The sequence below is a fragment of the Agrobacterium sp. rho-13.3 genome (assembly GCF_033957765.2).
Lineage (GTDB): Bacteria > Pseudomonadota > Alphaproteobacteria > Rhizobiales > Rhizobiaceae > Agrobacterium.
On record NZ_CP192774.1, the window covers coordinates 2076435 to 2091557 of the forward strand.

Below are 15123 nucleotides of genomic sequence, written 5' to 3' on the forward strand. Positions count from 1 at the left end.
CGATCTAGATTCATAAACCATATCGGGCCAGTACGTCGCTGGCCTCGACGAGAAAGTGCTTATGGCGGATTTTGTAGCAGTCATTCGCAAGGCCGTGGATGGCTTGGCGAACAATACTCCCGAAAACCGGGCAAAGGTGTACGACAAGGCGCGTAGCGCAGTCGTGCGCCAGCTCGAGAATATGAAACCGCGCCCGCCGGAAGAACTTTTAAATCGGCAAATTCTCAAGCTGGACACCGCGATTGCGGAGGTGGAAGGCGAATATTCCGAAGCCCTTCCGGCCATCGAGGAAGATCACGACTATGCCGCTCCGGTTGCGGCGACCGTGGTTGCACCCGTGGCTGCCGATATATCCTCGCCCTATTACGAGGAAACCGTTGCGGAAGAACAGCGTCTGCATCAGGACGAACCTGTTGCTGCCGAGCCTTATGACGAAGAGCGTGCAGAGCCGGAACAGCAGCCTGCACACGCGGAATATCGCGAAGAGCCAGAAGCTGAGCCTTATGTCGAGCCTGAACCCGTGGTGGAAACCGCGGCACCAGAGCCGGTAGCAACACACTACGAGCCCGAAGCGCCCCGCGAAGAAGCATCAACGTACTTCGCAGCCCCTGCGCAAGAGCCTCATTACGCGGCAGAGCATTACGAGCCTGCCGTAGAGCCAGAGCCTGTTGCCGAAGAGGACCACGCCCACAGCAGCTGGGTTGGTCAGGACACGCCTGCCGAAGACCACTGGCCACCGCACACGGAAGAACCGGCTCATCAGCCAGCTGAAGAACCGAAAGCGGACGTGGCGGCTCGGGCTGACGACAGCGATGTTTTCCATGAGAACACTCCGCTTCCTTACGCAGCAAGCTATTCGTCACAGTCCCCCTATTATCAGGATGGAAATGCCGAGCCTCGGCAGGATGAGCAACACGCTGCTGACGTCCACTTTGGCACCTCGCCCACATTCTCTGATGAAGAGCATCGCGACCTTGAGTCTAAGGCGGAAACGCAGAAGCAGTCCCCGGCCGTTGTCGAGGATTTCTCCACGTATTTCCAAGATACCGCGCTTGATCTTCCCGCCAAGACCACTCCCGGACTTCCGCGTGCCGACAACGACCCTTTTGCCGTACAACCCGGCCAGAAGGACGACAAGGAACGCACCCCTTGGGATGATCTGGAAGAGCTGATTGGTTATGATGGCACGTCTGGCACCACCACGGACAATGCCAACAGAAGCAATTTCGATTCCGGGCTTGCGGCAGACGGTATTCCTGCCGCTGCCTATAGAACAAAGAAAAAACCACGCCGCAATTATGCGGCCATGGTGCTCGTTCTTGGCGGTATCGTTCTTTTGGCTGGCGGCGCATACGCGCTCTGGGTCAATCGCGATACGCTGAACGATGTTGTCGGCGGACTTGTACAGTCTGCGCAGACCGGCAACACGACGACACCAGCGACAGAAACCGCATCCACACCAGCAGCCACACAGACCACGACACCAGCACAGCCAAGCGCCAATGGGCAGCAGCCCACAACGCAGGCGCCACCGGCAAAGGTGGATGACGGCTCTGTGACGGGCACGAAGTTCACGCAGCGCCTTCTGGCGAATGGCACGGAACGGGATGAAGGTGCAGGCCCCGGTGCCAATGGTCAGCCGGTAACGGCTGAAGGCCAGTCTGTTTATCAACAGAATGAAGCTGCACCGGCAGCACAGGCAAACCCCACCACGGGCGCGACGACAGCTGGACAGACGGCACCGGCACAAGCGCCTGCCGCGGCTGCTTCCGGCCACCGTATGTTCCTCTATGAAGAGGTTCTCGGGCAAACGGTGCCAACGGCAATTGAAGGAAATGTTTCCTGGTCGCTTCAAAACGAACAGGACACGAACGGTAAGCCTTCCGCCACCGTTCAGGGTCAGATCACCATTCCCGGACGTGGCTTGAGCGCCTTGATCACCTTCAAGCGCAACACGGACCCGTCTTTGCCCGCCAGCCATCTGGTCGAGATCGTCTTTTCGGTGGGTGCAGGCTTCGAAGGCGGCGCAATCGATAGCGTTCAACGCATTGCGATGAAAAGCACCGAGCAGGATCGCGGCAACGCGCTGATCGCAGTTCCAGCAAAGATCACAGACGATTTCCACATGATCGCGCTGAATGATTTCCCGGATGCTTTGAAGACCAACCTCGAGCTGATGCGCACCCGTGACTGGATCGACATTCCGGTATCGTACCGCAACGGTCGCCGTGCTCTGCTGACGTTGCAGAAGGGTGCAGACGGCAAGGCGGCATTTGAGACGGCCCTGCGCGAATGGAGTGCCGCCACTCCAACGACCGGCCAGTAATCAGCCATCAGAATACAAAAAAGGCCCCGGATGAAAACATCCGGGGCCTTTTTCTATAAGATATCTGAAAACTTATGCGTCGACGACGCGCAAAGCTTTCGCAGCTTCTAGCGCTTCCTTTTGAACGGCTTCCTGAACCTTTTCAAACGCGCGCACTTCAATCTGGCGCACGCGCTCACGGCTGATATCGAACTCCGTGGAGAGATCTTCCAGCGTGATGGGGTCTTCGGACAGGCGACGTGCTTCAAAGATGCGACGTTCGCGCTCGTTCAGTACAGCCATGGCTTTCGCCAGCATACGACGGCGTGTATCCAGTTCATCCTGCTCGATCAGCACCGCTTCCTGGCTTTCACTGCCATCAACCAGCCAATCCTGCCATTGACCCGCTTCACCTTCCGCAGCCTTGATAGGCGCGTTGAGCGAAGCATCGCCATGCAGGCGGCGGTTCATGGAAATCACTTCTTCTTCAGACACCTGAAGTTTCGTTGCAATCGCCGTGACATGTTCCGGCTTCAAATCGCCATCATCGATCGCCTGGATTTTGCCTTTCAGGCGGCGCAAGTTGAAGAACAGGCGCTTCTGGTTGGCGGTCGTGCCCATTTTGACGAGCGACCACGAGCGCAGGATATATTCCTGGATCGACGCCTTGATCCACCACATCGCATAGGTCGCTAGGCGGAAGCCGCGTTCGGGATCAAATTTCTTGACCGCCTGCATCAGACCCACATTGCCCTCGGACACAACTTCACCAATCGGCAAGCCATAGCCGCGATAACCCATGGCGATCTTCGCCACGAGACGCAAATGGCTCGTCACCAGCTTATGCGCAGCATCGCGGTCGCCATGTTCGGCATAACGTTTGCCAAGCATGTACTCTTCCTGCGGTTCCAGCATGGGAAACTTGCGAATCTCATCGAGATATCTGTTCAGACCGGCTTCACCGGCAGTAATCGAAGGCATATTGCGGGCCATAAAGCACCCCCTTATCTTTGTTTTAGGCCAGTCCCCTTTTTCAAGGCAAACCGAAGTAGCGGGTCGAATATCGACCCCGCACGAACCCCACGTCACAAATATGTACGCCACCCACGTCTTTCAAGCAGACACAGCGTTCACACAAGCGTTATAAAATTACTTATTCGTAAGCCGAACAGAAAACAGATTAGCGGTAGATTCGTTCCGAAAAATTCGTCAGCCCGGAACGCACCATCAGTTCATACATCATGCGGCGGCGCATGGGGTTGTGCAGGCGTGTGACCCTTGCGCCAAGGAACTCGGTTTCGACATGGTCGAATGCCGCAAGCTCAGGCGCGTGATTGACGATATTCTCGTATATATCATGATATTCGCGGCGACAGACATAGGTTTTGTATTTCGTCATGCAGAACGCACTGAAGCGATCGCCCTTTGCCCGAAGAAAATCCGCCACACCCACTGTTACCTCGGGCCATTGCGGGTTGAACGTATCGTCAAAAACGATAATCCCGTGATCGGCCAGAACATCCATCGCCAGTTTGCTATCCGACAAAACATGATGCAGCATGTGGCCGCCATCGATGCTGAAGAAACGCACCCTGCCAATTTTTTCCAGCACCCTGTCAGCATCGAGTTGAGTGCTGTCGCCTTTGATGACCAGTTCCTCATCCACCGTCATGTTCAGGCGTTTGCCATTGTCCAGAAAGTTTTCGTACTGCCGGGACGCGCCGCCATCAGCAGCCTCAAGGTCGAACAGATCGACGGCCAGAACCTTTCCCTCATCACCCACCACTTTGCGCAGCAAAAAATATGAGCGGCCGTAAAACACACCGATTTCGGCGACGCCGCCACTGAGCGATCTTTTTTGTTGTGCCTGTAGCAGAACGGTAAAAACCAGCGCATCGGGCGGGTCAATATAGCCTTCGATTTTTTGCAGATCGTGAAATATAAATTTTCGATCGCTGACATTCATCGCGCTTTATCTCGAATATTTCCCGATCGCGGAAAGGCCGAATGAATAATTTCAACCCAAGAGGGTTTATTTGAAAGCCTTGGTGACGCGCATTTCCTACGCTTTATTGTCACTCAAAAACTATGCTTAAATAGAGCGGAATTGAGACGTTGAAAATATCATCGATATTTCGAATTCATGCATAAACTAATGTAATATTTATTTCTGTCGCTTACGACATATATTGAGACGACCGGCCACATTCCGGGAGAGAAATTCCCCCGGCCTGACTGTGTCGCGATTTGGGCAGTTTAGCCGCGAAGTGCGTTTGCCAACTCTTCGATGTCCTCTGGCATATCTGTTTCGAACTCCATGACCTCGCCAGTACGCGGATGTTCAAACGCCAGTAGATAGGCGTGCAGCGCCTGACGGGGGAACCGGTTGACGACCTCTTTTGCCGCGTCCGGCAGAAGATTGGCCTTGGTGCGGAAGGCAGCACCATATTCAGGATCACCAATCAACGGATGGCCGATATGGGCCATATGCACGCGGATCTGGTGCGTGCGCCCGGTTTCCAGACGGCATTCCACCAGCGAAGCAAGAGAGGTCGCATCCGCTTTTTCGTGGAAACGCTCGATCACTTCGTAATGCGTGATCGCCTCGCGTGCGTCATCCGTATCTTCACGCTTGACGGCGCGCTTGGTTCGGTCGGCGCCTCTGCCAAGTGCGGCATCGATCGTGCCGCGCAATGTCTTGGGGCGACCCCAGACGATGGCCTTATAGGCCCGTTCCAGTGGTCCCGTTCTGCCATGGTCGGCAAACTGCGCGGCCAGATGCCGGTGCGCGTTATCGTTCTTGGCCACCACCATCACGCCGCTGGTTTCCTTATCCAGACGATGCACGATGCCAGGGCGCTTTACACCGCCAATGCCGGACAGACTATCGCCGCAATGGTGGATCAGCGCGTTCACCAGCGTGCCTGTCCAGTTACCAGCACCGGGATGCACGACAAGACCAGCGGGCTTGATCAGCACGATCAGGTCATCGTCCTCATATTCCACCTCAAGCGGAATATCCTCGCCTTGCGGCACGGGGTCTTCCGGCTCAGGCATGATGATTTCAATGCGGTCTGCCGGGTGAACCTTCTTTTTCGGCTCCGTCACGACCTTGCCGTTCAGCGAAACGGCACCCTGTTCGATCAGCGCCTTGATGCGGCTGCGAGACAGATCGCCACCAACTTCAGCAGTCAGCCATGAATCGAGGCGACCTTCAGCGTCTTCCCCTGCAATCAGGACTTTCCTTGCGTCTTCGCCTTGTTTAAAGGGATCGTTCATTCTTATTTTCCGATCAATCAGCAATATCCAAGGAACCCGATGACGCAGATCGAGCAAGACGAACAGGACGACAAGCCGTTAGACCCGGCCATGGAAAAAGTTCGTCGCAAGATGATCCGTTTGCAGATCGTGTCTGGCTCCGTGATGTTTATCAGCCTTATGGCTGTCTTCGGTGCCGTTGTCTACAAGGCGGTTGGCCCTTCCAAAACGGCATCTGTCGCGACAACGAACACCAGCACCGCCGTTCCTGCGGACGCTCCCGTTGCCGCCACCGCCAGCTTGCCACAGGGCTTCACCATCGAGAACGTCTCCTTCGCCAATGGCGATATGCTGTTCTACGGGCGTTTGGCCAATGGCACACGCAAGGCACTGGTGTTCAATGTGCAGGCGGGCCGGTTCGTGGCAGACATCACCATTGATGCCCGTTGACTTTCCAAGCCTGCCGAATGGCGGCGGGTTCATCACGATAACAGAGGCGGACGATCCACGCATCGCTGCCTTTCAGGATATTCGCGAACGTGACCTGACGGGCCGGCAAGGCCGCTTCATCGTGGAAGGCACCGTTGTGCTGCGCATGTTGGCAGCGGCACACACGGCTGGCCGCGATTTCGAAGCGGAAAGCATTCTGGTTCTCAAGAACCGGCTGGCAGGCATAGCCGATATTCTGAGCGAGTTTCCGGCAGACGTTCCCATTTATGTGGCGGAAGCAGGCGTGCTGGATGCCATCGTCGGTTTCCACCTGCATCGCGGCATTCTGGCCTTGGGCAAGCGCAAGGCGGACAAGGACATGGCGGAAACGATCCGCCAGCTGCCGTCATCGTCTCTCGTGCTGGCTGGCTGTGGCATTTCCAACCACGATAATCTTGGTTCCATGTTTCGCAACGCTGCGGCGTTTCATGCTGATGCGGTGTTTATGGACACCACCTGCTGCGATCCGCTGTACCGAAAGTCGCTGCGCGTCTCGGTAGGTTCGGTGCTGTCCGTGCCATACCACCGCGGCGGCAATGCTGTAGACATGCTGGAAACACTGGCCACGGAAGGTTTCGACATCTGGAGCCTCTCCCCTGCAGGCACCACGGAAATTCGCCAGATACCACCCTCCAACCGAATGGCGCTGGTCATCGGCACGGAAGGCGAAGGTCTGCCGCCAGAGGTGCTTTCCCGTTTCCACACCGCCCGCATTGCCCAATCACCGCAGTTGGATAGCCTCAATGCAGGCACGGCGTCCGGGTTGGCGCTTTACCAGATGGCTGCAAACATGGGGCGGCTGTAAACACTCCGCCAGATCCTAACGCGCGGTTAATGGACGGCATTTGCATTAACCTTGTCTCAAAACCCACCGTTAACATTTACAATTTAGTAATGGGCGGAACGAGAGGTTTCGCGATGCGTGGCGTATTTGTCGTCGTTCTTCTTTTGACTGCTCTGGCAGGGTGCGCGACGGCTCCGTCGCAAATCACCAATGCCTGCGCGATTTTCGAACAGCGGAACGGCATATTCAACAACTGGAAAAAAGACGCGCAAGCCGCCCAACGGGAGTTCGGCGTGCCTGTGCCGGTCATGATGGCCACCATCTATACCGAATCCAGTTTCCAACCCTATGCCCGCCCGCCGCGCACCAAGCTATTTGGCTTCATTCCATGGACGCGCAGGTCGACGGCCTATGGTTATGCGCAGGCACTCGATGGCACATGGACAGTCTATCAGCGGGAAACGGGCCGCTGGAACGCCAGCCGCACCGATTTCACCGACGCCATCCATTTCGTCGGCTGGTATCACGCCAAAAGCAACCGCCAGAACAACATCGCGCTCAACGATCCGTATAATCTCTATCTTGCCTATTATTCCGGCCATACCGGTTACGCCAACGGCGTCTGGCGCAACAACAGTGCAATTCAAAAGGCCGCCCGCCGCTCTGCCAACATGGCCATTCGATATGAGAAGCAGTTGCAGGATTGCGGGTACAGATAACAAAACCGGAGCAAACTATGTGCTCCGGTTTTCGTAGGCTTCACATCAGCCCTACATATAAGGCGTCAAAAACGCCCTCGCCGCTTCAATTTCATTGGAGCGGATTTCGTGCCCGCCGGAATGCCATTCCACGGCCACCTCACCACCTTGCGCCTTGAAGTAATCGACCACACCATTCGTCAGCGGCACCGGGCAGATCGGATCGTGTTCACCTGCCGTAATCAGCACACGCCGTGATGTGGGCGCTGGCGCTGCTTTCGGCTCGAACGGAATCAGCGGATGCATCAGCACCGCCGCATCGAACAGGTCCGGGAACTCGATCAGCACATTGGCGAGAATATTCGCGCCGTTCGAAAAGCCAAGACCGATCACCAGACCGGCTTCGTGGTAATCCCGATTGGCCTTCACGAACTCCGCCATGTGCCGGGTGGCGCGCTCCAGATCGTCCAGATCATAGACACCCTCTGCCGTGCGACGGAAAAAGCGGGCGGCACCGAATTCCGAAACATCGCCGCGCGGCGAAATGACCGTCGCGTTTGGCAACAGGCGTGCACCGAAATCGAAGAATTGGTTTTCATCCCCACCCGTGCCATGGAAAACGAAAAAGATCGGCTGGCCCGGCGCACCGGCGCGGACCTTGTGCAAATAGCTGTCTTTAGTCATGAAAATGCCTCCGGAAGTGCGCTTGCGGCAATCAAATCCGCAAGCCTCTTCATTTACTTTGCTTCGTCTTCCAGCGGTTCCAGATGCTGCTCCAGAATGCCGCGCATGTGGGCATGTTGTGCGGGAAGCTTCAGCGCTTCACCCAGATGTGCCGTGTCTTCATCGCGGTCAAAACCCGGTTCATTGGTGGCGATTTCGAACAGCACACCGCCGGGTGTGCGGAAGTAGATCGCCCAAAAATAATCGCGGTCGATCACCGGCGTAACCTGATAACCGGTATCCAGTAGCGCCTTGCGAACGTCCAATTGCGTCTCGCGATTTTCTACCGCAAAAGCGATATGGTGGACGGAACCCGCCCCAAGCCGCGCACCGGAGATATTTGGCATGGTTTCGATGTCGATGAAATCGGCACCATTACCGCCGGGAATGCCGAGGCGCAGAACACCGTCCTGCCTGTCAACTTCCTGATATCCCATGAACTTCAGAAGTTCAGCACTCGCACCTTCGTCCCGAAGCCGCAGCGAAGCGCCTTGGAAACCGCGGATCGCCTGATCCTCGCCAACGCCATTGGCAGTCCATTGCGCACGCGTGTCGTCCTTGACTTCAACCAGCGCAAAACCATCACCATCAGGACCGGCAAAATGCAGGCGCTTGTTGCCGAATGCTTCATCGGCTTTCAAACCATCCACACTGGCCTTGGCAAGTCGGTCCTGCCAGTAACCCAGCGAACCCTCAGGAACGGAAAACAGCGTGGTACCAACCTCGCCCGTACCCTGACGACCCCGCGCGATGTGCGGAAACGGGAAATAGGTCATCACAGAACCGGGCGTGCCGACTTCATCGCCATAATAGAGATGGTAGACATCAGGCGCGTCGAAATTCACGGTCTTCTTGACCCGGCGCAGGCCGAGCGTATCGGTGAAAAAATGATTGTTGCCGCGCGCACTCGCCGCCATCGATGTGACGTGGTGCAAACCTTTGATCTGGTTCAGCATTTTAGACCCCTAAGCTTCACGGGCTCTGAAAGAAGAGCCCTTCGTGTTTCATGGGCTCAAAATGGGGTAGATCACGCCGTTCGTATAGACAGGACGTTCAGCACGGATTGTTCTCAAATAGTAAACGATCGAAATGACTGTTCAGTCTATCGCTCATTAGTGGTCGTCGTTCGCACCCTTTACCCAATAACCGGCAGTGTGAATGCAAGTCTTCGGAATCTGGAACTCATCGCCCAGCATTTTCTTGACCAACCGCGACTCGCCTTTTTCGCAGCCAACGAACACATGCAGGCCATCGGCACCGGCCCAGGCGTGGTTGCGCATGGCATGCTCCAAAAGGCCCGCCGTTCCGGCATGTTTGCCGTGGCGGTATAGCCAGTTCCAGGTCACACCGGCTTTGCAGGACATCTCCTGCCGCTCCGCTTCATTGTCGATTTCGGCGTAAACGGTCAGCGCCTTACCCGCAGGCATTTCCGCTGCCATCCGCAGCATCACCGGCAATGCAGTCTCGTCTCCTGCGAAAACATATGTTTCGACATCCGGCAACTCGCCACCGGGGCCGACAATGCCCACAATATCACCCGGTGCAGCCGTAGCGCCAAAATGCGCGCCGGGCATATCGTTGCCCTCATGCATGACAAAATCGATATCGATCTCCCCACGCTGAATGTCGCCAGAGCGGATCGTATAAACGCGCCGCGTCAGCTCATTCTCACCTTCCGGCCAGACGATTGCGCCGGTTTTCGAAAGATGCGGCCAGACGGGTGTGCGAGCCTGATCGGGGATGATCAGAATACGCACATGAAAACCACCGGTCATCAACCGTTCGATTCCCTTATCGATGGCAATGACCAGTCGGCGCATTTTTGGCGTCAGATTGTAGCCTCGCACCACACGTCCAGTGAAGAGATTGGGCAGTTCCCGCAATTCCGCGCCATGCCCTTCCCAGCGAAAATCAAGCGTCTTTTCGCCGGAAAACTCCAGGATATGTTCTGCAACCATGGATTTGACCGACAGCAGCACGTTTTCGGAGATGCAACTGACCCGCGCCGCAAAACGCCCACCCTCGGCGCTCAACGTCCCATTTCCGTAATCCGCCTCGAAATGCAGCGCCTCGCCATCCCGCGTGATCGTCATATACTCGGCAAAATGCTCATGAAAAGCATCAACGACAGCACGTGGATTGGGAAGTGCGACAGATGTTTGCGCAGACAGAAGCGTCACCGGTATAAATCCTTCAGTTTACAGTCCGGTTATCTCTTAAATCAGCCAGTTTAAAAGTGCAAAGGCGTTTTGCCACTTTTTCTTGAGGTCAAACCTGCTCAGGCAACTGCCAGTCGATGGCCTCACGGCCATGTGAAACGAGAAACTCGTTGGCTTTCGAAAAATGGTGGTTGCCGAAAAAGCCGTTATGGGCGGACAGCGGCGATGGATGCGGTGATTTCAGGACCAGATGTTTGGTCTGATCGACGAACGCTGCCTTCTTCTGCGCATAAGATCCCCAGAGCAGGAAAACCACGCCCTCGCATTCATCATTCACCGTGCGAATAACGGCGTCGGTGAACTTTTCCCAGCCCTGTCCTTGGTGGGAGGCGGCGCGAGCCTCTTCGACGGTCAGAACGCTGTTCAGCAGCAACACGCCCTGCTTTGCCCAGCTTTCCAGAAAGCCGTGTTTGACGGGCGCAATATCCAGATCGCTCTTCAATTCCTTGTAGATATTGACCAAGGATGGCGGAATACGCACGCCCGGCTGCACGGAAAAGCACAGGCCATGCGCCTGCCCGGCACCGTGATAAGGGTCTTGTCCCAAAATCACGACCTTCACCTCATCCAGCGGCGTAAGGTCCAGAGCGCGAAAATATTCACTGCCTTTGGGGAATATCTGCTTGCCAGCATTTTTCTCGGCAAGCAGAAAATCTTTCAGATTCGACATGTAGGGGCTGGCGAATTCGGCGGAAAGCGCATGTTTCCAGCTGTCTTCCAGTTTCACGCCTGCCTCTGCCATGGAAAACCTCGTTGGTTAAGCGCCTGTTTTATCTGAAGCGATTGCCGCGCTGAAGCACTTCGATCTTGTACCCATCCGGGTCGCAGATGAAGAAATATTTCGCGAACGGCGCGCCCTTGTATTCGGCATTGACGATCTTTCCAACCGAAAGACCAAGCTCAGTCAGACGCGCATGTTCGGCATCGACATCTGCAACGCTGACAGCAATGTGGCCATACCCATCGCCTAGCGCATAAGGCACTTCGCGGCCTTTGTTGATGGTCAGTTCCAGCTCGAAGTCATCTTCGGCATTGTTCAGATAAACCAGCGTGAATGTCTCGAACTCGAAACGTTCTGCGACTTCAAGCCCGAAAGCCTGTTTGTAAAAGCCCACCGAACGCTTTTCGTCCAGCACCCGGACCATGGAGTGTATAAGTTTGGCCATGGTGTTTCCTTCTTACCTCGTGGTGGCCCGCTTATAGTGCGGGCATCGGTGCAGGCTGATAAAGGCAGAACGTGCGGGTTTCAACCCTTGAGACGTTTTCAAGCCTTACTCCAAACAATCCCGTCGCGCCATTTGGCGCGACAGCTTTTCCACTATCGTGAGTATCGAACTCATGATACCGGCAGCTATGCGTGTGTTATATCTCTGTCTTGGCTGGCTTATGGTGGCCACCGGCATCGTCGGTGCGTTTCTGCCCGTCTTGCCGACGACACCGTTTCTCCTCATTGCATTGTGGTGTTTTTCCAAGTCATCGCCAAAGCTGGAAGCGTGGCTTCTATCCCACCCAAGATTTGGCTCTTCCCTGCGCAACTGGCGGGAAAAAGGCGCAATTCCACGCAAGGCAAAAATCGCTGCTGTGTCTTTAATGACAATGAGTTACGCGATGTTCTGGTTCGCCACGGCGCCATCGGCACTGAGGGCCGCACTTGTTGCAGCCGTGATGCTCGGCGCTGCCATTTTCGTTACCACGCGGCCAGAACCGGACGCCTGATACGTTCAATCTGTCAGCGATGGCGCGATTGCGGCAGCACGTAAGGAATGTGGTGCGCCGGAACACGCCCGACAGTTCCGCCAATGCCATAAACCCGCGCAATCGTCTCGTCACTGATTGTTTCCAGTGATGGCCCACAGGCGGTAATCTGCCCGCCATGCATGACGATAAGTTGATCGGCAAATTCTGCTGCAAGGTTCAAATCATGCAGAACCGCCAGCACCGTGCCGCCCCCAGCAGCAAAATCACGCGCCGTTTCCAGCACGGAAATCTGGTGGCCGAGATCAAGGCTCGATGTGGGTTCATCCAGCAAAAGCGCCCTCGCCTCACCGTTTTCAACGGGATGCGGCACCTGCGCCAAGGCGCGCGCAAACTGCACACGCTGCTGCTCTCCGCCGGAAAGCATATTGTAAGCTCTGCCTTCGAAACCGCTCAAACCAACCTTTGCCAGCGCCCGCTTCGCTTGCTCTTCAGGCGCGCGTGACCCTTGAGCAACCGCGCCCATCCGCACGATTTCCAGCGCGGTGAACGGAAAGGCCAACACCGTGCTTTGCGGCAACACGGCGCGCAGGCGCGCCAGTTGCACGGGCTTGAACAGGTTTACATCCACGTCATTGTAGGCAGCGTGCCCCGCATCGGCCCGCATTTCACCGGACAACACCTTCATCAAAGTGGACTTGCCCGCGCCATTCGGCCCGATAATCACGCTGAACGTGCCAGGCGTGAGATGGATGCTCACGTCATCCAGCAATTTGCGCCCTGAGCGAACGACGGTAAGGCCATGTGTGGAAATCATGATGCGTTCCTCAAACCCAATCCGTTGCCCTTACCGAGCAGTAGGAAAAGAAACACCGGCGCTCCGATCAATGCCGTGACCACACCAATCGGCAACTCCGCCGGTGCGGCAACGGTGCGCGCAAAACTATCTGCCAGCAGCAGAAGTCCAGCTCCGCCGATGGCGGATGCGGGCAAAAGGAAGCGATGCGACGAGCCAATGACCAGCCGCAGCAGATGCGGCACGACGATGCCGACAAATCCAATGGACCCAGCCGCCGCAACACTCGCACCACAGGCCGCAGCAACAGCCAGAATAACGATGTGCTTCAGACGCTGAACCGGGATGCCCATGTGAAACGCGGCGGCATCCCCGAGGATCAGTGCATCCAGCCCTTTCGCGACGAACGGAATGCTGGCCAGAATGATGAGAAAAAACGGCAGCGTCGTCCAGATTTTAACCGGCGTTGCACCACCCAATGAGCCAAGGCTCCAGAACGTAATGTCCCGCAGGGCACGGTCATCGGCCATGAAAATCATCAGCCCCATCAAGGCAGCGCTCAGAGCAGCAACGGCGATACCCGCCAGCACCAGCACGGTCGTTGATGTCGTGCCATTGCGGGTGGCAATCATGTAAAGCAGCAGCGTGTTGATCAGGCCACCAATAAAGGCCATCAGCGGCAGAAAATGAATGCCGAAAAATGCGGAAAGCGGTGCTAGAGCAGTGCCGCCAAGCGCCAGTGCCGCCACCGCAAACAGGGCTGCCCCGGAGGTGACGCCCACAAGGCCGGGATCTGCCAAGGGGTTACGAAACAGGCCTTGCATCATCGCACCTGAGATGGCCAGCCCGGCCCCGATCATCAACCCCAGCGCCGTGCGCGGCAGGCGCACCGCTTCCAGAATAACGCGGTCGCGCGCCTCCATCGTCTCGGAATGGCCGGTGAAATAAAGCCATAGCTCGTGAAGCCCGACGCCGGTTGGGCCACTCGCCAGCGAGACAAGACAGGCAAAAAGCAGGAATACACATAGCACGACAAGGGTGATGATACCCTTGCGCGAGCGGTCGCCCGGAACATGGCCTTCGGTCGTGGGGCTTGCGACCGGGGCCACAGCCACAACACTCATGGCTTGATAACGTCTGGATAGAGTTTTGCGGCCAGCTCACGACCGGCAGCAGGCGTGCGCGGACCAAAACCAATCAGATAAAGTCCGTCCATGCTGATGAGCGATTTGGACGCCGCAGCCGGTGTGGACTGGAAGGCCGGAAGCTTGAAAAGCTCATCCGGATTTTCTGCGTGGTTGCCGCGCTGCATCGTCAACACCACGTCAGGGGCGGCCGCAATCACGGCTTCATCGGTCAGCGGCTTGTAGCCGGTGATGTCTGCGGCAGCGTTGATGCCCCCTGCCAGCTCGATAATCGCTGCGGCTTCCGTATCTTTACCGGCCGCCATGATGCGCCCACCTGCGGTGGATAGAACGAATAGAACCCGTTTCTTTTTATCACCAACGGCGGCAACGTCCTTGGCAAGCGCATCCAGACCGGAGTTCACCTGCGCCGCCAGCACCTGCGCCTTATCTTGAAGGCCGACGGCTGTGCCAACATCCTCAATTTTCTTGGCAATGGCGCTTCCTTCCGGTGGCGTATCGACCGTCACCATCGGCACTTCGCTGGCTTTCAAAATGCCAATCACGTCAGCAGGGCCGGAACCATCCTCAGACAGAATGAGGTCGGGTTTCTGCGACAGGATGCCTTCGGAAGACAGTGCCCGCATATAACCGACATCGGGTTTCGAAACGGCTTCAACCGGAAAGGTGCTCGTGGAATCACGGGCAACGATGCGGTCTCCGGCACCCAGTGCGTAGAGAATTTCCGTCACCGTGCCGCCAAGGGCCACGATGCGCTTTGCCTCTGGATTACCCTTATCGGAAGCATTTGCCGTGACTGGGGACAACACCAGCGCGACTGGCAGAACGGCACCGAAGGCGAGTGAGCGAAGCGAAAGAAGCATTTTATCATCCTGAGCAATGCAGGGCACCACGACCCGTAGCGCCATATAAGTTGAGTTATTTGCACATCTTTATAGACCACACAATCGATAAGGTGAGTATTTTCGTTATCTTTTTGCCTTGCCCTCTTTTCAACGGCAGTTCGGCTCC

Annotated in this window: 16 protein-coding genes; 5 read left to right on the plus strand and 11 right to left on the minus strand. The window is 56.4% G+C overall.

The annotated features are described in order from the left end of the window. Positions 1-61: 61 nt before the first annotated feature. Entirely contained in the window at positions 62-2326 is a 2265-nt protein-coding gene (locus RMR16_RS10320) for a hypothetical protein (protein WP_320198311.1), read from the plus strand. A 72-nt stretch (positions 2327-2398) separates the two neighbouring features. On the opposite strand, the gene rpoH is transcribed toward RMR16_RS10320, so the two are convergent. From rpoH to RMR16_RS10335, 3 genes are all read right to left on the minus strand, one after another. Next, positions 2399-3298, minus strand: coding sequence for an RNA polymerase sigma factor RpoH (rpoH, locus tag RMR16_RS10325; protein WP_320198310.1), 900 nt, complete (start codon positions 3296-3298; stop codon positions 2399-2401). A gap of 187 nt (positions 3299-3485) precedes the next feature. Continuing rightward, positions 3486-4271 (minus strand): class I SAM-dependent methyltransferase, encoded by a 786-nt coding sequence (locus RMR16_RS10330; RefSeq protein WP_320198309.1) that lies wholly within the window; start codon positions 4269-4271, stop codon positions 3486-3488. A 290-nt stretch (positions 4272-4561) separates the two neighbouring features. Next, on the minus strand, positions 4562-5584 hold the full coding sequence (locus RMR16_RS10335) for an RluA family pseudouridine synthase (protein ID WP_320198308.1): 1023 nt from the start codon (positions 5582-5584) through the stop codon (positions 4562-4564). Between the two features lie 39 nt (positions 5585-5623). Between RMR16_RS10335 and RMR16_RS10340 the strand changes: the two genes are divergently transcribed. The 3 genes from RMR16_RS10340 to RMR16_RS10350 all read left to right on the plus strand — a co-directional run bounded on the left by RMR16_RS10340 (position 5624) and on the right by RMR16_RS10350 (position 7555). Then, on the plus strand, positions 5624-6013 hold the full coding sequence (locus RMR16_RS10340) for a hypothetical protein (protein WP_320198307.1): 390 nt from the start codon (positions 5624-5626) through the stop codon (positions 6011-6013). Beyond that, entirely contained in the window at positions 6003-6857 is an 855-nt protein-coding gene (locus RMR16_RS10345) for a TrmH family RNA methyltransferase (protein ID WP_320198306.1), read from the plus strand. Before RMR16_RS10340 ends, RMR16_RS10345 begins: the two co-directional genes overlap by 11 nt. A gap of 113 nt (positions 6858-6970) precedes the next feature. Further along, positions 6971-7555: a transglycosylase SLT domain-containing protein gene (locus RMR16_RS10350; RefSeq protein ID WP_320198305.1), complete on the plus strand. Its 585-nt coding sequence runs from the start codon at positions 6971-6973 to the stop codon at positions 7553-7555. 51 nt (positions 7556-7606) lie between these two features. Here RMR16_RS10350 and RMR16_RS10355 read toward each other — a convergent pair whose 3' ends face one another. The 5 genes from RMR16_RS10355 to RMR16_RS10375 all read right to left on the minus strand — a co-directional run bounded on the left by RMR16_RS10355 (position 7607) and on the right by RMR16_RS10375 (position 11642). Beyond that, positions 7607-8218, minus strand: a complete 612-nt coding sequence (locus tag RMR16_RS10355) for an alpha/beta hydrolase (protein WP_320198304.1) — start codon at positions 8216-8218, stop codon at positions 7607-7609. 53 nt (positions 8219-8271) lie between these two features. Then, on the minus strand, positions 8272-9213 hold the full coding sequence (locus tag RMR16_RS10360; RefSeq protein ID WP_320198303.1) for a VOC family protein: 942 nt from the start codon (positions 9211-9213) through the stop codon (positions 8272-8274). Between the two features lie 156 nt (positions 9214-9369). After that, entirely contained in the window at positions 9370-10437 is a 1068-nt protein-coding gene (locus tag RMR16_RS10365; protein ID WP_320198302.1) for a DUF2218 domain-containing protein, read from the minus strand. An 88-nt stretch (positions 10438-10525) separates the two neighbouring features. Further along, positions 10526-11218: a uracil-DNA glycosylase gene (ung, locus tag RMR16_RS10370; protein WP_320198301.1), complete on the minus strand. Its 693-nt coding sequence runs from the start codon at positions 11216-11218 to the stop codon at positions 10526-10528. Positions 11219-11246: 28 nt separating this feature from the next. Next, entirely contained in the window at positions 11247-11642 is a 396-nt protein-coding gene (locus tag RMR16_RS10375; RefSeq protein ID WP_320198300.1) for a VOC family protein, read from the minus strand. 187 nt (positions 11643-11829) lie between these two features. On the opposite strand from RMR16_RS10375, the gene RMR16_RS10380 reads away from it, so the two are divergent. Next, positions 11830-12192 carry a YbaN family protein gene (locus RMR16_RS10380; protein WP_320198299.1) on the plus strand — a complete coding sequence of 121 codons (363 nt, stop codon included), beginning with the start codon at positions 11830-11832 and terminating at the stop codon, positions 12190-12192. 13 nt (positions 12193-12205) lie between these two features. Here the strand turns inward: RMR16_RS10380 and RMR16_RS10385 are convergent, their stop codons facing one another. From RMR16_RS10385 to RMR16_RS10395, 3 genes are read right to left on the minus strand one after another with little or no spacing between them, the layout of a single operon-like run. After that, entirely contained in the window at positions 12206-12988 is a 783-nt protein-coding gene (locus tag RMR16_RS10385) for a heme ABC transporter ATP-binding protein (RefSeq protein WP_320198298.1), read from the minus strand. After that, entirely contained in the window at positions 12985-14091 is a 1107-nt protein-coding gene (locus tag RMR16_RS10390; RefSeq protein WP_320198297.1) for a FecCD family ABC transporter permease, read from the minus strand. Before RMR16_RS10390 ends, RMR16_RS10385 begins: the two co-directional genes overlap by 4 nt. Further along, positions 14088-14975: a heme/hemin ABC transporter substrate-binding protein gene (locus tag RMR16_RS10395; protein ID WP_320198296.1), complete on the minus strand. Its 888-nt coding sequence runs from the start codon at positions 14973-14975 to the stop codon at positions 14088-14090. Before RMR16_RS10395 ends, RMR16_RS10390 begins: the two co-directional genes overlap by 4 nt. Positions 14976-15123 lie beyond the last annotated feature (148 nt).